We start from the raw sequence: 18,900 nt of genomic DNA, 5'->3' as shown, positions 1-18,900 counted from the left end.
GGCATGCCTGGGCGGTTCATAACTCTGGAGAGACACCTCCCCCGACGGGCTCAAACAGTCCGAAGGACGGTCGCCCCTCCAATATGGAGACTGAAATGCCGAAACTGAAGACGAAGTCGGGCGCCAAGAAGCGCTTCAAATTCACGGCCACTGGCAAGGTGAAGGCCGGGGTTGCGGGCAAGCGTCACCGCTTGATCAGCCACAACTCGAAATACATCCGCCAGAACCGCGGCACCGAGACCATGTCCGACGCCGACGCCAAGAAGATCAAGTCCTACATGCCGTACGCCTGATCGGCGCGCGCTGTACGAACTGATCCAACCCAAAGAATTTGAAGGAATAGCGACATGGCTCGCGTGAAACGTGGCGTAACTTCGCACGCCAAGCACAAGAAGGTTCTGGAGCAGGCCAAGGGCTTCTCCGGCCGCCGCAAGAATACGATCCGTACGGCCAAGGCCGCCGTCGACCGCGCCGGGCAATATGCCTATCGCGACCGCCGCGCCAAGAAGCGCAACTTCCGCGCCCTGTGGATCCAGCGCATCAACGCGGCCGCCCGTATCGAAGGCTTCACCTACAGCCAGTTCATCAACGGCCTGAACAAGGCCGGCGTCGAGCTGGACCGCAAGGTTCTGGCCGCCATCGCCGCCGATCCGACCGGCTTCAAGGCGATCGCCGACAAGGTCCGCGCCGCCCTGGCCTAAGCCGGGTTTTCGCGACAAGGATCAACGCCCGCTCCGGTTCGCCGGGGCGGGCGTTCTTCGTTTCAGGGATCAGGCTGCGGCCCTCTCGGCCGCCGGGGTCTCTGCTTCGGCTTCGGCCAGGACCAGGCGAATGGCGTTCAACAGGGCGTCGGGTTGAATCGGCTTCTGCGCCACCCCGTTCATGCCGGCGGCGACATAGTCCAGCTCGTCGCGCTCGTCGGCGTTGGCCGTCAGGGCCAGGATGGGCAGGCGGGCGGCCGGTCCGGGCAGGGCGCGGATGGCGCGGGTCGCCGCGATCCCATCCATGACCGGCATCTTGATGTCCATCAAAGCCAGGTCGAAGGGGCGGTTGCTGACGGCGTCCAGCGCCTCCTGTCCGTTCTCGGCCAGTTCGACCGTGCAGTTGAACATCTCCAGCAGCTTGGCGGCGACGAAACGGTTGGCGGCGTTGTCGTCGACCACGAGGACATGCAGGGTCTCGTGCGGGATGGGCTCTGCCATCGGAGCGGCGGCGGCGGCCTCTTCGGCCGCGCAGGCGGTCAGGGGCAGGACGACATGGAAGCGCGCCCCGCCCTGGGGCGAGACGCTGAGGCCGATGCCGCCGTCCATCCGTTCGGCGATCTGGCGGCAGATGGCCAGGCCCAGGCCGGCGCCCGCGCCTTCGCGCCCCGCCTTGCCGGTGTTGAAGGGTTCGAAAATGGTCGCCGCCGCCGCTTCAGGCACGCCGGGACCGCTGTCGTCCACCGTCAGCTCGACTCTGACCCCGTCAGGGGTCAAGTGGCTGGACAGGGTGACGATCACACCGCCGCTCTGGGTGAACTTCAGGGCGTTGCCGACCAGATTGTTCAGCAATTGTTTGATGCGCATGCCGTCCGCCCTGACCCAGGGGCCGGCCTCGAACTCGGTGCGGACCGTCAGGCTCAGCGCCTTCTCCTCGGCGCGCGCGCGCCACAGGGCGTCGATGTCGAAGGCCACGGCCGACAGGTTCAGCGGCTCCTCCTCCAGGGTCAGCATTCCGGCCGAGGCGCGAGACATGTCCAGGGCGTCGGTCAACAGCCGCAGCAGGCTCTGGCCGGAATCGATGACGGTACGGACGTAAGGCCGCAGCTCTTCCTGCTCGAGCTTCTTCTCCATCAGGGCCGCGACACCCAGGACGCCGTTCAGAGGGGTGCGGATTTCATGGCTCATCACGGCCAGGAATTCCGATTTGGCGCGGCTGGAGGCGACGGCCTCGGCCTCGGCGGCGGCCAGATCGCGGGCCAGGGCGCCCATCTCCTCGGCCCTTTGGCGGTGCAGGGCGGCGCCGGCCTGGACGATCTGCAGGGCGGTGCCGACCCCCAGGTAGCGGCCATCGGCCACAACGATGAAGCCGCCCAAGAGAGCGCCCAGTTCGGCCGCCCCATAGGCCTGGAAAAAGAACTCCGCACTGGTCGAAGCCTCGGCCACCGGGGCGTTGCGGTCCATCAAACTCGCCGCCGGCTTGCGGGCGTAGAGGGCGCGGCCGTACTCCGCCGCCATCCGCAGGGTGAAGGCGTTGCGCTCAATCAGCCCCAAGGGCCGTCCGTCCTGGCCCACCACCGCGATCGCCAGGGTGTTGGGTTCTCGCTGGAAACGGTCGAACACCTCGGCGCCCAGGGTGGACGGGGCGACCGGCGCGATCAATTCGACAAAGTCACCAATCAGCGGCATTCGGCCCCCCAATGTCCACATCAGCGGGCTTAGCGGTCGATCTTTAATATCAGCTTTGCCGTGGATGAACCTTTCGCGGCGTCTTTCCGACATTTATTCCGTAAACTGATGAAATAAGCCGGGGTTGCGCGTGCGGCGACAGGCGTTAGGCTTTGAGTATGACGCGCCGCCTCTTCAGCCTGATCCTCGCCCTGGTCGCTGGTCTCGGCAGCCCGGCCCTCGCCCAGGATCGGAAGGTGGCCGTGACCTTTGACGACCTGCCCTATCAGGGGCCGGCGGCGGCCCTGTGCGACCAGGCGCAGCTGATGCGGTTGACGACGGATTTCCTGGCCATGCTCAAGCCGCTGGATACCCATGGGACGGCCTTCGTCAACGACGGCCGGGTGTGCGAAGCGACGCGGGCCTCGACCCTGCCGACGGTTCTGAACCTGTGGCTGGACGCCGGGCTCGACCTGGGCAATCACAGCTTCAGCCATATCAATATCCACCAGACGACGGCGGAAGCCTATCTGGCCGATGTGGACGCCGGCGCTGCGACGACACGGGCCGCGCTTCAGGCGCACGGGCGGACCCTGCGCTGGTTCCGCCACCCCTATCTCTTCACCGGCGAGACTCAGGAAAAGCATGACGCCATCGCCGCCGGCCTGGCCAAGCGCGGCTATACGGTCGCGCCGGTCACCATCGACAACAACGACTGGATGTTCGCCGACGTCTATCGCAAGGCCGAGCAGTTGGGCGACGCGGCGCTGAAGCGGCGGATCGGCGAGGCCTATGTGGCCCATATGACCCGGGTGCTCGACTTCTATGAACCCTACAGCGCCGAACTGACCGGCGGGCGCGAGCCGGCCCAGGTCCTGCTGCTGCACGCCAACAGCCTGAACCAGGCCTATTATCCGCAGATCCACGCCCTCTATCTGGCGCGCGGCTATCGGTTCGTGCCCCTGGAGGAGGCCCTGTCGGACCCGATCTATCAGCACGCTGACACCTATGTCCGCGCCAATGGAATCTCGTGGCTGCACCGCTGGAAGGTCACCGACGGCGAAGCCATTCGCGGGGAGCCCGAACCGCCCGCTTGGATCGTCGCGGCCAACAAGGCGCCGGCGTCGGAACTTCAGGCCATCGCCGGGGCGCAAACCGCGCCTTGAAGGGTGACGAAACGGCTCCGGCCCGCTAAGGCACGGGCCAAATGACCGATCTCGCCACACTCGAACTCGACCTGATCAACGCCATCGGCGGCGCAGAGAGCGTCGCCGCCCTGGAGGAGGTGCGCGTCGCCGCCCTGGGCAAGTCCGGCTCCGTTTCCGGCCTGCTGAAGGGGATGGGCGCCCTGAGCCCCGACGAACGCCGCGAACAGGGGCCGATGATCAACGGCCTGCGCGACCGCGTCGCCGCCGCCATCACGGCCAGGAAGGCCGAACTGGAGGCGGCCGAACTGGACGCCCGGCTCCAGGCCGAGCGGGTCGACCTGACCCTGCCGGCCCGTCCGCGTCGCAAGGGCGGGGTGCACCCCACCATGCAGGTGATGGACGAGATGATCGCCCTGTTCGCCGAGATGGGCTTTGCGGTCGCGGAAGGCCCGGACATCGAGGACGACTTCCACAACTTCACCGCCCTGAACTTCCCGCCGAAACATCCGGCGCGGGAGATGCACGACACCTTCTTCCTGAAGCCCGATCCCGAGACAGGCGAGCGCAAGGTGCTGCGGACCCACACCAGCCCGGTGCAGGTCCGCACCATGATGTCGCAAAAGCCGCCGATCCGCATCGTCGCGCCGGGCCGCACCTTCCGCAAGGATTCGGACGCCACCCACACGCCGATGTTCCACCAGATCGAAGGTCTGGTGATCGACCGGGACATCCATATGGGCCATCTGAAGACCACGCTTCAGACCTTCATCGCCCGCTTCTTCGAGCTGGACGCGGTTCAGGCGCGCTTCCGTCCGCACCACTTCCCCTTCACCGAGCCCTCGGCGGAGATGGACATCCGCTGCGACCGCTCGGGCGGGAAGCTGGTGTTCAACACGGGCGACGACTGGCTGGAGATCCTGGGCTGCGGCATGGTGCATCCCAATGTGCTGAAGAACTGCGGCATCGACCCGGACGAATGTCAGGGATTCGCCTTCGGCATGGGGGTGGATCGGCTGGCCATGCTGAAATACGGCGTGCCGGATCTGCGCCCCATGTTCGAGGCCGACACGCGCTGGCTGGCGCACTACGGCTTTTCGGCCTTCGCGGCCCCCAATCCGGCTTCGGGCCTGAGCTGAATCATGAAGATCGAAGACGACACGCTGAAACTGCCCCTGATCGGGGCCGGTCCCGCCTATGAGGGCGTCCATATCTGGCTGCCGCAGCTGGTCATTGAGGCCGCGCAGCGCGGCGAGGCGATGATCGCCGGCAAGACCTTCCGCGACTGCTTTCTGGAAGGGCCGGCTGTGCTGCTGGCCGTGGGCGGGTGCAGCTTCGACGGCTGCAACATGGGCGACGCCATGGGCGACCCGCGTAATCTGCTGCTTCAGCCGGTCGGCCCTGAAAAGGTCACCGGCACGGTCGCCTTCCAGGACTGCAGCTTCGTCAACTGCCGCTTCCTGCGCGTCGGCTTCACCGGGGCGCCGGAGTTTCTGACCAATATCCAGCAGGTTCTGGGCGGGGTTCCGGCATGAAGTTCACCCTGTCCTGGCTCAAGGATCACCTCGAAACCGAGGCCGATGTCCATCAGATCGCCGAGGCCATGACCATGGCCGGGCTGGAGGTCGAGGAGGTGCTCGACCCCGCCGCCAAGCTGGCGCCCTTCACCGTGGCCCGGATCATTTCGGCCGAACGCCACCCCAACGCCGACCGGCTGCAGGTCTGTCAGGTCGAGACGGTGGACGGGATGAAGGAGATCGTCTGCGGCGCCCCGAACGCGCGGGCGGGCCTGACCACCATCTACGCCCCCATCGGCGCCTATGTGCCGGGTCTTGGCGTCACCCTGGTCGAGAAGCCGGTGCGCGGCGTGGTGTCCAACGGCATGCTGTGCTCGGCCTCGGAGCTTGAGCTGGCCGACGAAAGCGACGGCATCCAGGAACTGCCGCCGGAGATCCCGGTGGGAACCCCGGTCGCCGGCCTGTTCGGCGCCGAGCCCGTCATCGACTTCGAGGTCACGCCGAACCGGCCCGACTGGCTGGGCGTGGCGGGGATCGCGCGCGATCTGGCCGCCGCCGGCGTCGGCAAGCTGAAGCATTTCGACATCGCCGTGGTGCGCGGGGGCTTCCCGTCGCCGATCAGCGTGCGGCTGGACGCGCCCGAGATGTGCCCGGTCTTCGCCGGTCGGGTGATCCGGGGCGTCAAGAACGGCCCGTCGCCGGCTTGGCTGCAGAAACGCCTGACCGCCATCGGCCTGCGCCCGATCAACCGCCTGGTCGATGTGACCAATCTGATCGCCTACGACCGCGCCCGCCCGCTGCACGTCTATGACCTGGCCAAGCTGTCTGGGACCGAGATCGTGGTGCGGGGCGGACAGGTTTCGGCCGGGACAGCCCATATCGAGGGCGGCGAGCCCGAGCATCTGATCGCCCTGGACGGCAAGACCTATGCGGTCTCCGCCGCCGACTGCGTCATCGCCGACGCCGGGGGCGAGCGCCCCATCGGCCTGGGCGGGGTCATGGGCGGCGAAAGCACCGGCTGCGACGACGACACTACCGACGTCTTCCTGGAAAGCGCCTGGTTCGACCCTCTGGTCATCGCCCAGACGGGCCGCGCGCTCGGCATCCATTCCGACGCCCAGTATCGGTTCGCGCGCGGCGTCGATCCGGTCTCGGTCACGCCGGGGCTGGAGCTGGCCACCCGCCTGATCCTGGACCTGTGCGGCGGCGAGCCGTCCGAGATCGTCTTCGTCGGCGAGCCCCCGGCTGGGCCGGCGCCCTTCGCCTTCGACCCCGCCTATGTGAAGCGGCTCAGCGGCATGGATCTGCCGACGGATCGGATCGGGACCATCCTGGGCCAGCTCGGCTTCCTGGTTCAGGCCGCCCCGGCCGGTCAGGCCGAACCCTGGATCGTCACCCCGCCGTCGTGGCGGCGCGACGTCGAGGGCCGGGCGGATCTGGTGGAAGAGGTGGCGCGGATCGAGGGCTTCGACCGCCTGCCCGACACGCCCCTGCCCGAGGTCGCCCGCCCCGCCGGCGGGGTGCTGAGCCCCCGCCAGGCCCGCGTCCGCACGGCGCGCCGGGCGCTTGCCGCTCTTGGCTATGCCGAGGCCGTCACCTGGTCCTTCACCAAACAATCGACCGCCGCCCTGTTCGGCGGCGGGGACGAACGGCTGGTGCTGGAGAACCCCATTGCGGCCGATCTGGACTGTATGCGCCCGTCGGCCCTGCCGAACCTGATCCAGGCGGCGGCGAGGAACGCCGCGCGCGGCTTCGCCGACGCCGCCCTGTTCGAGATCGGCCCCATCTATCTGGGCGACGATCCTGGTGATCAGCGCACCGTCGTCGCGGGCTTGGTCGCGCCCCACGCCGCTCGCCACTGGGCCGGCGCCGGAGAAGACGCCCTGTTCGCCCTGAAGGCCGATCTGACCGCCGTGCTGGAGGAGATCGGCGCCCCGGTCGCCTCGCTGCAGCTGGTCCAGGGCCAGAATCGCGACTGGTGGCACCCCGGCCGTTCGGCCCGCCTGCAGCTGGGGCCCAAGAATGTGATGGTCGAGTTCGGCGAGCTGCATCCGCGCGTGCTGAAGGCGCTGGACGCCGATGCGCCCATGCTGGCCTTCGAAATCGTGCTGGACGCCGTGCCCGAGCCGCGCGGCCAGAAAGGCAAGAATGGGTCGGGCAAGGCGCGGGGAACCGCCGACCTGTCGGCCTTCATGCCCCTGACCCGCGATTTCGCCTTCGTGGTCGAGGAGGCCAAGCCGGTCGGCGATCTGATCCGGGCGGCAGCCGGCGCCGACAAGGCCCTGATCGCCGACGTCCGGGTGTTCGACGTCTATCGCGGCAAGGGGGTGGACGAGGGCTTCAAGTCCGTCGCCCTGGAGGTCGTGATCCAGCCGCGCGAGGCCACCCTGGCCGAGGCCGAGATCGAGGCCCTGACCGCCAAGGTGGTGGCGGCGGTCGAGAAACAGGGCGGCAGGCTGCGCGCCTGACGTCCTGCGGTCCGAAGATCAGGCCGCCTGGCGTTCGCGCGCCTCGGCTACGATCTCCAGACTGCGGATTCGCGCGGCCTTGTCGAACATCATGCCGGTGATCATCAGCTCGTCCACCTGGGTCAGGGCGATGAAGTCCGACAGCTGCTTCTGGACGGTCTCTGGCCCGCCGACGGCGGAATAGGTCAGGCGGCTGCGCGCGCTCTCGATCTGCTGCGGGGTCAGAACGGCGGCGATGTCATCGACCGGCGGCGGCAGGCGTCCGGGCTTGCCGGTGGAAAGCCGGGCGAAACTCTGCTGCATCGAGGTGGCCAGGCGCACGCCCTCCGCGTCCGTCTCGGCGGCGAAGACGTTCAGCACGGCCATGGCGTGGGGGGCGGCAAGCCGGTCGGACGGGGTGAAGTTGCGGCGATAGAGGGCCAGGGCCTCCAGAAGAAGTTCCGGCGCAAAATGGCTGGCGAAGGCGTAGGGCAGGCCCAGCTGCCCCGCCAGCTGAGCGCTGAACAGGCTGGAGCCCAGGAGCCAGATCGGCACGCGCAGCCCCGCGCCCGGCACGGCCCGGACCGGCTGGTTCTCGGCGGCCGGCTCGAACCACTGGATCAGTTCGACCACGTCGCGCGGAAAATGGTCCGCCCCCTCGAAATAGCGGCGCAGGGCGCGCGCCGTGGCCCCGTCGGTTCCGGGCGCCCGACCCAGGCCCAGGTCGATACGGCCGGGATAGAGGGTCTCCAGAGTGCCGAACTGTTCGGCGACCACCAGGGGCGCGTGATTGGGCAACATGACCCCGCCCGAACCGACCCGGATCCGCTCGGTGCCCGCCGCGACGTGACCGATGACGATCGCGGTCGCGGCGGAGGCTATGCCCGGCATGTTGTGATGCTCGGCCAGCCAGAACCGCTGATAGCCCAGCCGATCGGCCGCCTGGGCCAGGGCCAGGGTCTCGTCGAAGGCGCGACGGGCGTCGCCCCCTTCGACGATGGGAGAGAGATCGAGAACGGAAAAGGGGATCATGGAGCTTAGATCGGCAGCCTCGGTCGCGGTTCAAGGGGCGGAGCGTTTGCGGGGGCGGGGCGTCTGCGGACCCGCCGGGAACCCGAACTGCGTCAAAGGGCTTTGAGCGGGGACTCTGAAAAGAACAGGAGACGGCGCCGTGAGCGAAGACAAGGCTGTGGAGCCCCAGATCGAGGGCCGCGAGGCGCGCGAGGCCCAGGACGTCGGCGAAAAGCCCGATCTGGGTCAGATGGGCGACGCTCTGATCGAGGCGCTGGACGGATCGGATTCGGGATCGGACACGCGGGCGGGTTCGCTGCGCGGCGGCTCGGCGAGCGGTTCGGACGAGGATCCGGATTCAGCAGTCATCAACAAGGCCCTGGCGGCCGAAGGGCGGGCGGAGGCCGACCCCCAGTCGCCGTCGAACGCGGAGCCGAACGCCGTCGCGGAGTCCGGCCGCCGTTTCACCGGCGAGGCGGGCGATCCGGTCGAGGGCGGGCGCGGCGGCGACTGAACGCCTTGCTGGCGCCGCATCCTTAGGCCACGGTGCCGCCTCGACCACGGGTCCAAGGGACGATTCCCCGATGATACGCCTTTCGGCGGCCTCGGCCGCCTTTCTGATATTGACGCTCGCCGCTTGCGGCCGAGAGGAGGCCCAGACGGCCCAAGGCCGCGCCGCTCCTGCAGCGACTGAAGCGCCGCCGGCCGCGGCGGTCGGTACTGCGGTCGCGCCCGACGCCGAAACCGCCGCCCCCGCCTCAAGCGGCGGCGTTGAGCCCGCCGCCCCGGGGGCGCCCGACTACGCCGCCCTTTATCCCGGCGCGGTCTTGGATCAGCCGGGGACGACGGCGACCGGACCCGACGGAGACGGCGGCCTGGTCACCTTCCGCACCTCCGCCAGTCCCGACGAGGTGGTGGCCTTTTATCGTGAACGGGCCGAACAGGCCGGGCTTTCGTCGGTCATGGGGATGAACCAGGGCGACGCCCGCGCCTATGGCGCCGCCGGCGGCCCGGCGGGTGCGACCAATATCCACGTCGTCGCCGCCCCCGGCGAAGGCGGAGAGACCTCCGTGCAGCTGAGCTGGAGCGAAGGGCGGTGAAGCCGTTCGCCGCTTCCTTCGCGGCGGTTCTGACGACAGCCTTTGTCCTGTCGGCCTGTGCGGGCGGGGGGCGGCCGTCCCCCGCGCCGGTCTTCGTCCTGGCCGACAGCGGCTATCTGTCGCCCGAGGCCTTGGCGCGATTGGCTGAGGCCGCGCCGTCCGCTCCCGATGCGGGCTCGGCCGCCGACCGCCAAGACCGCGACCAGTCGGACCGGTTCCGGGCCTTGGAACAGTCGGATCGGTGGCTGCTGGCCACCGCCCACGCCGAGGTTCGTCCGCCCCTGGCCCTGCAACATTTCGACTGCGCCCTGGGGCTGCGGCTGGGAGGCGATGCAGAAACACAGACGCTGGATCGGATGGCGGCCAAGGCGTTTCACGATGTGCGGACCGTGTCCGAACAGGTCGCGGCCCGCGCGCGTCGCGCCCGGCCTGTGTCGAACGATCCTGACCGCCCGGCCTGCGAACGGCTGACGCCGGCGATGCGCGACAGCGCCGCCTATCCGTCCCTGGGCGCGGCGGCAGGCGCGGCCTATGCCGAGGTCTTGGCCGCGCTGGAGCCGGATCATGCGAGCGCGGTGCGCCGCATCGGACGTCAGATCGGCGTCAGCCGAATGGTTTGCGCGATGAACTCTCCCAGCGACGTCGCGGCGGGCGCGGCCCTCGGGCGGGCCGTCGCCTTACAGATCATCGCCGCGCCGGCCTTCCAGGCCGAGGCGGAGGCGGCGCGGCGAGAGCTGGAGGCGCGCCGCGCCGCCGGCCTGACCAATCCGGGATGCGCCGCCGAACGGGCCGCCCTGGCGGCGACGGCCGCTGACTGAAATGGTCGGCCTCCTGCTGCTGTCCTTGCTGGCGCCGATCGACGACCGTCCCGCCGCCCGCCCCGCCGCCAGACCGTGCACGCCGCAGGAGGTGCGCGCCCTGACTCCCCCCTCCGACCGCCCCTATCGGCTGCTGTGTCGCGCCGTCCTGGCGGGGGCGAACGTGTCCCGTCCGGTCCTGATCGAGGGGGCGGAAGCCTCAGGCGCCGGTCTGGACTGCGGCGGCGGGACGATCCGCCAGCCGGGTCAGGCGACCGCCCAATCCCCCACCGTCGCCGTCTGGTCGCGCCAGACACCGCAGGGGTGGAGCCGGCCGATCGGCGCGGTGGTGCGCCACTGCACCGTCGTCGGCAACATCCGCATCTGGGGCATGGGGGCGGGCGGGTCGATGCGGGATCTTCTGGCCTCGTCCCGCCGCCCGGACCACACGACCGCAGCCCAGGCGGCGGCTCCGTCCGAGACCGTGCTGGAGCAGGTGCGGTTTCAGGCGACAGGGACCATTCCCCTCTATGTCGGACCAGGGGTGACGCGGACGACCGTCCGGGAATCGCGCTTCACCGGCCGTTCGGTCTCCACCGCCGTCTATCTGGACGCCGAAAGCGCGGGCGCCCTGATCCAGGACAACGACTTCGTCCTGCGCACCGGGCGCGAAATGATCGCCGTGGACGGGTCAGGCGCCAATCGCATCATCGGCAACCGGTTCGCCCTGGGCGGTCGGGGCGGGATCTTTCTGTACCGCAACTGCGGCGAGGACGGGGTGATCCGACACCAGACGCCGTCCTATAATCAGATCACGGACAATATCTTCTCGGGCGCCGGCTGGCTGCGACCTCGCACGGTGGTGGTCGGCGCGCGCCAGGGAAACCGGCGCTATTGCGCCGACGACGCGGGCTATCCCTTCGGTTCCAGCGCCGACGACGGCGATGGGGCGGTCGGCAACCGGGTCGAGCGGAACCGGACAGGACGCTGACGGGGCGCTGACGTCTCGCTCTTGCGAAACGCCACGGCCTCGGTCCTTAGTGCCGCTAGAGACTTCGGGGGATGGATCGCATGCGGCTGGTCTTGTTTTTGGCGGCTCTGACGGCGGCCCTGGGTCTGGCCGTGCTCACCACCCAGACCCCTCGACCCCAGCCGGCGAGCGCGCCGGCCGCCGCTTTTTCCGCCGAAAGGGCGATGCAGGACGTGCGGCTGATGGCGCGGGCGCCCCGGCCGGTCGGCTCGACCGACCACGCCCTGGTCCAGGCCTATCTCTATGGCCGGATGGCGGAACTGGGCCTGTCGCCAAGGTTTCAGGCCGGCGCCCTGTCTCCGGCGGCCGTGCGGCGGATGGAGCGGAACGGCCTTTCCACCGAAGGGGTCTCTGCCGTCAATCTGGTCGGCGTCCTGCCCGGCCGGAACCCGCGCCTGCCTCTGGTGGTGTTGATGGCCCATTACGACAGCGTGCCGGGGTCGCCGGGGGCGGCCGACGACGCCAGCGGGGTGGCCGCCGTTCTGGAAGCCGTGCGGGCGATCAAGGCGCGGGGACCGGCCGATCGCGGACTGATCGTCCTCCTGACCGACGCCGAGGAGCTGAACCTGGACGGGGCGCGCGCCTTCTTCAGCGAACATCCGCTGCGCGACCGGGTCGGGGCGGTGGTGAACCTGGAGGCGCGGGGCGGCGGCGGTCGGGCCCTGATGTTCGAGACCGGCCCCGGAAACGCCCAGACGGTCGATCTGTACGCCCGGGCGGCGCGGCGGGCCGAGGGCGGGCCGTCCAGCAATGCGCTCGCCGTCTTCGTCTATCGGCTGATGCCCAACGGCACCGACTTCACCATCGCCGCCGACCGGGGACTGGCGGGGATCAATCTGGCCTTCCTCGGCCGCCCGGCTCAGTACCACTCGCCCGGTTCGACGCCGGACGCTCTCGACCAGGGCAGCGTCCAGCATATCGGCGCCCAGGCGCTGGAGACGGCCGACGCCCTGTTGCGCGCGCCGACCCTGCCCCAGACGACGCGGAACTCGGTCTATTCCGACGTCTTCGGCCTGGGGCTTCTGCGCCATGGGCCTGAGACGGGCTGGGGCCTGCTGGCTCTGGCCCTTGGGCTCACGGCCTTCGCCGCCTGGGGCGCGCGTCATGCGACCGGCCTGACCTGGAGACAGGGGGTGAAGGGCTTCACCGGCGGCCTGTGGCTGCTGAGCGTCGGCATGGTGGCGGCCCAGGCGGCGCGGGTCCTGGCGGGGCCGATCGGCGAGCGAATCGACTCCGCCGAGACCTATTACATGATGCTGCGTCGCCTGCCTTGGATGGAGGCGGGGGCTGGTCTGGCCGTGCTGGCGGTCCTGCTGGCCTTGACGGCCGGGCGGGCCCTGATCGGGCGGCGGTTGCTGGCCTGGGTGGTCGCGGCGGCGGCCGTTCTGGCGACGGTCCTGGGCGGGGTCGATTATCTGGTGCTCGGCGCCGCCGTGGTCGGCGTCGCCCTAAGCCTCTGGCCGGACGGCGAGGACGAGACGGTCTGGGGCGGCTGGCTGGGCGCGATCGTCCTGGTGCTGGTTCTGGGCGGCCTGGTTCAGGCGATCGCCCCCGAGGCGGCCCTGCTGTTCGTCTGGACCGGCCTGGCGGCGGCCTTCGCGGCGGCTCTGGCCGCCCTGATCGGCGCCCGGCTGGAGCGGTGGGCGGCCCTGGCGACGGCGGCCGTGGTCACGGTCCTGGTCGGCGGCTGGCTGTTCGGCCTGGGCCATTTCATCTTCCTGGGCGTGGGCATGAGCCAGGCCTGGGCCCTGGCCCTGATCGCCCTGCTGATCCTCGTCCTGGTCCGGCCCCTGGCGCCGATGCGGGGGGAAGCCTCCGGAACGCCCAGCTCTTGGAGTCACACCCTCGCGGGCCTGTCGACGGCCGTGCTGATCCTGGGCTGCGGCCTGTCCCTCGCTGCGCGCCATGCCGAACCGGCTTCGGCTGTGGACGTCGTCGCCGAGTGATGCGTCAGAAACGGACGTAGACTCGAAGAGATTCGTCGGTCTCTGATGAGAACATCTTGTGAACTGGAACAAACCGTGCACATAGTCGGCCTCACCAAACGGGGGCGGGTCCATGGCGGGTCTCTCCCAAGCTTCTGACGGGAATCATGGCAAGGGAGACGAAGGCAATGGCACAGGCGGCTTTGAAACTGGTGGGTAAGGAAGACGGCGAAAAACAACGGGCTCTCGAGGCGGCGATCGCCCAGATCGATCGCGCCTTCGGCAAGGGCTCGGTGATGAAACTGGGCAAGGCCGGCGTGGTGGCCGAGATCGAAAGCGTCTCGACCGGCTCGCTGGGCTTGGACATGGCGCTCGGCATCGGCGGCCTGCCGGTCGGGCGGGTGATCGAGGTGTTCGGCCCGGAATCCTCCGGCAAGACCACCCTGGCCCTGCACACGGTGGCCGAGGTGCAGAAGAAGGGCGGGGTCGCCGCCTTCGTCGACGCCGAACACGCCCTGGATCCGGTCTACGCTCAGAAGCTGGGCGTGAACCTGGACGATCTCTTGGTGTCCCAGCCCGACGCCGGGGAACAGGCGCTGGAGATCGTGGACACCCTGGTGCGCTCGGGCGCTGTGGACATCGTGGTGGTCGATTCGGTCGCGGCCCTGACGCCGCGCGCGGAAATCGAGGGCGAGATGGGCGACAGCCTGCCCGGCCTTCAGGCCCGTCTGATGAGCCAGGCGCTTCGCAAGCTGACGGCCTCGATCTCCAAGTCCAAATGCATCGTCCTGTTCATCAACCAGATCCGCCACAAGATCGGGGTCATGTACGGCAGCCCTGAGACGACGACGGGCGGCAATGCGCTGAAATTCTACGCCTCGGTGCGCCTGGACATCCGCCGCACCGGTGCGATCAAGAACCGCGACGAGGTGGTCGGCAACACCACCCGGGTCAAGGTGGTCAAGAACAAGGTCGCCCCGCCGTTCCGCGAGGTCATCTTCGACATCATGTACGGCGAGGGCATCTCCAAACTGGGCGAGGTGATCGACCTGGGCGTCAAGGCCGGGGTGATCGAGAAGTCGGGCAGCTGGTTCAGCTATGACTCGACCCGGATCGGTCAGGGCCGCGAGAATGTGCGCGAATTCCTGAAACAGAACCCCGACATCGCCGCCTCGATCGAAAAGGCGGTGCGCGCCTCGACCAACAAGATCGCCGATGAACTGCTGGGCACGCCCGAGCCCGACGAAGGCCAGGATCTGGAAGGCTGAGCCTCTCCGGACCTTAAGGATACTCCGTCGCCCCAAGCGACCCGCCACCGACCCCGCGAGGGGCGGCGGAGCGACCCGTCCGACCTCGTGTCGGGCGGGTCTTTTTTTCTTTCGTCATCCCGGGCGAAGGGCCGCTTGGCCCGAAGACCCGGAACCCAGCGGCGCCGTCAGGCGAAATCTATCCGCCGCACAACGCCTGAAGATCGAGTCCGTGACAGGTTCGCGCTCACGCGCGCCGCTGGGTTCCGGGTCTCCGCTGCGCTTCGCCCGGAATGACGAAAGAAGAGGGCAGCCCCAAACCAAAACGGGCGGCCCGAAGGCCGCCCGTTCCTTACTCACACTTTCCGCAGCCAATCAGGCGGCGGCCTTCTCCGGGGCGAACCGGCCGTAGAAGGTCTCGTTCTTGGCGGCCATGTCGCGCAGCAGGTCCGGGACCTTGAACCGGTCGCCATAGGTCGCGGCCAGGCGATCCGCCGTTTCGACGAACTTGGCCAGGCCGATGCCGTCGATCATGCTGATCGGGCCGCCGGTCCAGGGCGCGAAGCCCCAGCCCAGGATGGCGCCCAGGTCGGCCTCGCGCGGGTCGTCGATGACGCCCTCTTCCCAGCAGCGGGCGACCTCGACGGCCTGGCGGTACAGCAGGCGGGTCTTCAGCTCGTCGATCTGGGCGAAGGCGGTCGCCTCCTCGGGCGCATCGATGCCCTTGGTGGTCGGCGCCAGCTCGCTCAGCCCCTTCCAGATCGTCTTGGGCTTCTGATCATAGTCGTAGAAGCCCTTGCCGTTCTTGCGGCCGTAGCGTCCGCCCTCGACCATCTTGGCGACAATGTCGGCGCCTTCGGTCGGGACGTATTTGTCGCCCAGGTCCAGCGCCGTCTGTTTGGCGATCTTGTAGGACAGGTCCAGGGCGACGTCGTCGTGCATCTCCAGCGGGCCGCGCGGCATGCCGGTCATCCGCCCGACATTGTCGATCAGGGCCGGGCCGTAACCCTCCTCCAGCATGGCCATGCCTTCCATCAGGAAGGTGGAGAAGCAGCGCGAGGTGTAGAAGCCGCGCGAGTCGTTGACCACGATCGGCGTCTTCTTGATCTTCAGCACATAGTCCAGCGCCTTGGCGATGGCGGCCTGACCCGTCTTCTCGCCCAGGATGATCTCGACCAGCATCATCTTGTCGACCGGCGAGAAGAAGTGGATGCCGATGAAGTCCTCGGGCCGCACGCTGGCCTCGGCCAGGCCGGTGATCGGCAGGGTCGAGGTGTTGGAGCCGAAGACGGCGCCTTCGACCAGCTGGGCCTCGGCCCGCTTGGTCACGTCGGCCTTGATCTCGCGGTTTTCGAACACCGCCTCGATCACAAGGTCCGACCCCTTGATGTGGTCATAGTCGGTCGTCGCCGTGACCAGGGCCAGGGTGGCGTCATACTTCTCCTGGGTCATCTGACCGCGCGACAGACGCTTCTTCAACAGCTCCTCGACATGGGCCTTGCCCTTGTCGGCGGCTTCCTGGGTCTGGTCGATCAGCACGGTCTCGATGCCGGCCATGACCTGCACATAGGCGATGCCGGCGCCCATCATGCCCGCGCCCAGGACCGAGACCTTCTTCGGGTCCGACTTGGGCACGCCCGCGGGACGCACGGCGCCCTTGTCCAGCTCCTGTTTGGACAGGAACAGCGATCGAATCATCGCCTGGGCCTGGGGCGTCATCAGGGTCTTGATGAAATAGCGGGTCTCGATCCGCAGGGCCGCGTCCATCGGAACCTGGGTTCCCTCGTAGACGGCCTTCATCAGGTTCACCACGGCCGGATAGTTGCCATAGGACTGTTTGCGCAGCATGGCGTTGCCGACCATGAAGTTCTGGATGCCGGCCGGGTGATAGGGGCCGCCGCCGGGCAGTTTGAAGGACTTGTCGTCCCAGGGCTGGACGGCCTTGCCGCCGTTCTTGATCCAGGCCTTGGCCGCCTCGACCGCTTGGCCCTTTTCGACCACCTCATGGACGATGCCGGCGCCCTTGGCGTCGTTCGGGCGGAAGGACTTGCCCTCGCTCATGGCCATCATGGCGTTCTGAACGCCCACCAGGCGCGTCAGGCGCTGGGTGCCGCCGCCGCCGGGGAAGAGGCCGACCTTGATCTCGGGCAGGCCCAGCTGGATCTTGTTGTCGTTCTCGACCACGCGGTAGTGGCAGGCGAGGGTGAACTCCAGCCCGCCGCCCAGGGCCAGGCCGTTGATCGCCGCCGCCACCGGCTTGCCGCAGGTCTCGAGCGCGCGGAAGGCGCCGTTCAGCGCCCAGCCGGCGTCGAAGGCCTTCTGCAGGTCGCCGCCGCCGGAAAGCACGCCGCCCGCCATGTCGCCCAGGTCCGCGCCGGCGCAGAAGCCCGAGGCCTTGCCCGAGGTGATGACGGCGCCCTTGATGGTTTCGTCGGTCTTGATCCGTTCGACCAGTTCCGGGATCTCCTTCATCACCGCGCTGGTCAGGGTGTTCATCGAACGGCCCGGCACGTCGAAGGCGATGACGGCGATGCCGTCGGCGTCGATGTCGATCTTGAAGTTTTCCATAATCTCTCTTCCTCAGATCCTCCCCCAGCGGGGGAGGGGGACCGCGAAGCGGTGGAGGGGGCCGCCGCCGACGCCGGCGATGGGTTCGCCCCCCTCAGTCAGCTTCGCTGACAGCTCCCCCCACGGGGGGGCAATGGATCAGACGCGTTCGATGACGGTGGCGGGGCCCCTGCCCCCGCCGATGCACAGGGTGATCAGGGCCGTCGATTTGTTCGAGCGCTCCAGCTCGTCCAGCACCGTGCCCGTGATGATGGCGCCGGTGGCCCCCAGGGGGTGGCCCATGGCGATGGCGCCGCCGCAGACGTTCATCTTGTCGTGCGGGATGTTCATGGCCTGCATGTAGCGCAGCACCACGGCGGCGAAGGCCTCGTTCAGCTCCCACAGGTCGATGTCGTCGGTCGTCATGCCCAGCTTGCCGAGCAGCTTCTTGGACACATATTCGGGTCCGGTCAGCATGATCGACGGTTCCGAGCCGATCGAGGCGCCGCCCAGGATCTTGGCGCGCGGCTTCAGCCCCAGGGCCCGGCCGGCCTCAAGCGAACCGATCAGCACGCCCGCCGAACCATCGACGATGCCGGAGGAGTTGCCGGGGGTGTGGACGTGGTTGACCCGCTCGACCTCGGGATAGCGCTGGTTGATCACGCTGTCGAAGGCCATTTCGCCCATCATGGTGAAGGAGGGGTTCAGTCCGCCCAGGGTCTGCATGTCCGTGTTCGGACGAATGGTCTCGTCGCGGTCCAGAATGGTCAGGCCCAGCTGATCCTTCACGGCGATGACCGACTTGTTGAACCGGCCCTCGGCCCAGGAGCGGGCGGCGCGCTTGTGGCTTTCGACCGAATAGGCGTCCACGTCGTCGCGGCTGAAGCCGTACTTGGTCGCGATCATGTCAGCCGAGACGCCCTGGGGCACGAAATAGGTCGGGAAGGCCGACGAAGGATCGGTCGGCCAGGCGCCCATGTCCGAACCCATGGGCACGCGGCTCATGACCTCGACCCCGCCGCCGACGGCGAAGTCGGACTCGCCCGACTTCACCTTGGCAGCGGCCATGTTCACGGCTTCCAGGCCCGAGGCGCAGAAGCGGTTCACTTGAACCCCGGCCGTATATTGCGACCAGCCGGCGGACAGAACGGCGGTGCGGGCGATGTCGGCGCCCAGTTCGCCCACGGGCGTGACGCAGCCCAGGATGACGTCATCCACCTTGGAGGTGTCCAGGTCGTTGCGGTCGCGCAGGGCCTCCAGGACCTGGGTCGCCAGGCTGAGGCCGGTGATCTCGTGCAACGAGCCGTCCTTCTTGCCCTTGCCGCGGGGGGTGCGGACGGCGTCGTAGATATAGGCGTCAGCCATGACAGGGAGTCTCCATCTTTGGGCCGGAGCGACGTCGCCCGGAAAGGGCGGCGCGGCTTATGGCCGGGTAGGATCAAAGCTTGGTCGCCAAGAACCCTACGTTTACGTCAACGTCAAGTAACAAGGCGCGTGAGGCGGTCGAGGCGCGGCGCCCCAGCCGTCAGTCGCCGGGGATTCGGGTGGCGACGCCGCTGATCCGGCAGGCGTAGTCGGTCTCTGGACGGCCGGTCTGCAGACCCGTGGTGACCAATATCCCCTGCCGCGCCGTACAGCGCGCCTCCAGGGCGTCCAACTCGGTCTGGTAGCGGTTTTCGACGCCGGTCGAGGCGCAGGCGGCGATCAAAGGCAGGGCGACCAGGGTCGCCGCCCAGATGCAGGATGTGGCGTGGCGCATGGCATT

Annotated in this window: 17 protein-coding genes; 12 read left to right on the top strand and 5 right to left on the bottom strand. The window is 68.6% G+C overall.

Features of this window, described 5'->3' with window-relative positions:
• Positions 1 to 95 precede the first annotated feature (95 nt).
• Positions 96 to 293: a 50S ribosomal protein L35 gene (gene rpmI, locus JMT67_RS08865; protein ID WP_054766748.1), complete on the top strand. Its 198-nt coding sequence runs from the start codon at positions 96 to 98 to the stop codon at positions 291 to 293.
• 54 nt (positions 294 to 347) lie between these two features.
• Complete coding sequence (gene rplT / locus JMT67_RS08860; RefSeq protein WP_054764100.1) at positions 348 to 701, top strand: 50S ribosomal protein L20; 354 nt, start codon at positions 348 to 350, stop codon at positions 699 to 701.
• A gap of 69 nt (positions 702 to 770) precedes the next feature.
• Here rplT and JMT67_RS08855 read toward each other — a convergent pair whose 3' ends face one another.
• Positions 771 to 2,390 (bottom strand): ATP-binding protein, encoded by a 1,620-nt coding sequence (locus JMT67_RS08855; RefSeq protein ID WP_201463262.1) that lies wholly within the window; start codon positions 2,388 to 2,390, stop codon positions 771 to 773.
• Positions 2,391 to 2,548: 158 nt separating this feature from the next.
• Between JMT67_RS08855 and JMT67_RS08850 the strand changes: the two genes are divergently transcribed.
• The 4 genes from JMT67_RS08850 to pheT are packed head-to-tail and all read left to right on the top strand — an operon-like array spanning position 2,549 to position 7,499.
• Positions 2,549 to 3,535, top strand: a complete 987-nt coding sequence (locus JMT67_RS08850; RefSeq protein ID WP_201463261.1) for a polysaccharide deacetylase family protein — start codon at positions 2,549 to 2,551, stop codon at positions 3,533 to 3,535.
• Positions 3,536 to 3,576: 41 nt separating this feature from the next.
• A complete protein-coding gene (gene pheS / locus JMT67_RS08845) occupies positions 3,577 to 4,653 on the top strand; it encodes a phenylalanine--tRNA ligase subunit alpha (RefSeq protein WP_201463260.1) in 1,077 nt (358 codons plus the stop codon).
• A gap of 3 nt (positions 4,654 to 4,656) precedes the next feature.
• Positions 4,657 to 5,049, top strand: a complete 393-nt coding sequence (locus JMT67_RS08840) for a hypothetical protein (protein WP_224761097.1) — start codon at positions 4,657 to 4,659, stop codon at positions 5,047 to 5,049.
• The gene (pheT, locus tag JMT67_RS08835; RefSeq protein WP_201463259.1) at positions 5,046 to 7,499 is read left to right on the top strand and encodes a phenylalanine--tRNA ligase subunit beta; all 2,454 of its coding nucleotides are present in this window, start codon (positions 5,046 to 5,048) and stop codon (positions 7,497 to 7,499) included. The genes JMT67_RS08840 and pheT overlap by 4 nt, the downstream gene beginning before the upstream one ends.
• 18 nt (positions 7,500 to 7,517) lie before the next feature.
• Here pheT and JMT67_RS08830 read toward each other — a convergent pair whose 3' ends face one another.
• Positions 7,518 to 8,510, bottom strand: a complete 993-nt coding sequence (locus JMT67_RS08830) for an LLM class flavin-dependent oxidoreductase (RefSeq protein ID WP_201463258.1) — start codon at positions 8,508 to 8,510, stop codon at positions 7,518 to 7,520.
• 139 nt (positions 8,511 to 8,649) lie between these two features.
• On the opposite strand from JMT67_RS08830, the gene JMT67_RS16245 reads away from it, so the two are divergent.
• The 6 genes from JMT67_RS16245 to recA all read left to right on the top strand — a co-directional run bounded on the left by JMT67_RS16245 (position 8,650) and on the right by recA (position 14,609).
• A complete protein-coding gene (locus tag JMT67_RS16245) occupies positions 8,650 to 9,003 on the top strand; it encodes a ribonuclease (RefSeq protein WP_233455842.1) in 354 nt (117 codons plus the stop codon).
• A gap of 70 nt (positions 9,004 to 9,073) precedes the next feature.
• On the top strand, positions 9,074 to 9,589 hold the full coding sequence (locus JMT67_RS08820) for a hypothetical protein (protein ID WP_201463257.1): 516 nt from the start codon (positions 9,074 to 9,076) through the stop codon (positions 9,587 to 9,589).
• Entirely contained in the window at positions 9,586 to 10,407 is an 822-nt protein-coding gene (locus JMT67_RS08815; protein ID WP_183218094.1) for a phosphatase PAP2 family protein, read from the top strand. Before JMT67_RS08820 ends, JMT67_RS08815 begins: the two co-directional genes overlap by 4 nt.
• Before the next feature lies 1 nt (position 10,408).
• A complete protein-coding gene (locus tag JMT67_RS08810) occupies positions 10,409 to 11,377 on the top strand; it encodes a right-handed parallel beta-helix repeat-containing protein (protein ID WP_201463256.1) in 969 nt (322 codons plus the stop codon).
• A gap of 80 nt (positions 11,378 to 11,457) precedes the next feature.
• A complete protein-coding gene (locus JMT67_RS08805; RefSeq protein WP_201463255.1) occupies positions 11,458 to 13,362 on the top strand; it encodes a M20/M25/M40 family metallo-hydrolase in 1,905 nt (634 codons plus the stop codon).
• Positions 13,363 to 13,529: 167 nt separating this feature from the next.
• Positions 13,530 to 14,609 carry a recombinase RecA gene (recA, locus tag JMT67_RS08800; RefSeq protein ID WP_054764091.1) on the top strand — a complete coding sequence of 360 codons (1,080 nt, stop codon included), beginning with the start codon at positions 13,530 to 13,532 and terminating at the stop codon, positions 14,607 to 14,609.
• Positions 14,610 to 14,963: 354 nt separating this feature from the next.
• Here the strand turns inward: recA and JMT67_RS08795 are convergent, their stop codons facing one another.
• The 3 genes from JMT67_RS08795 to JMT67_RS08785 all read right to left on the bottom strand — a co-directional run bounded on the left by JMT67_RS08795 (position 14,964) and on the right by JMT67_RS08785 (position 18,894).
• Positions 14,964 to 17,156, bottom strand: a complete 2,193-nt coding sequence (locus JMT67_RS08795; RefSeq protein ID WP_201463254.1) for a 3-hydroxyacyl-CoA dehydrogenase NAD-binding domain-containing protein — start codon at positions 17,154 to 17,156, stop codon at positions 14,964 to 14,966.
• Positions 17,157 to 17,294: 138 nt separating this feature from the next.
• The gene (locus JMT67_RS08790) at positions 17,295 to 18,500 is read right to left on the bottom strand and encodes an acetyl-CoA C-acetyltransferase (RefSeq protein WP_201463253.1); all 1,206 of its coding nucleotides are present in this window, start codon (positions 18,498 to 18,500) and stop codon (positions 17,295 to 17,297) included.
• 160 nt (positions 18,501 to 18,660) lie between these two features.
• Positions 18,661 to 18,894 carry a hypothetical protein gene (locus tag JMT67_RS08785; RefSeq protein ID WP_201463252.1) on the bottom strand — a complete coding sequence of 78 codons (234 nt, stop codon included), beginning with the start codon at positions 18,892 to 18,894 and terminating at the stop codon, positions 18,661 to 18,663.
• Positions 18,895 to 18,900 lie beyond the last annotated feature (6 nt).

The sequence above is a fragment of the Brevundimonas aurantiaca genome (assembly GCF_904830995.1).
GTDB lineage: Bacteria > Pseudomonadota > Alphaproteobacteria > Caulobacterales > Caulobacteraceae > Brevundimonas > Brevundimonas aurantiaca.
Note: the sequence above shows the minus strand (reverse complement) of the source record. Positions and strands in the feature narration are given on the sequence as shown.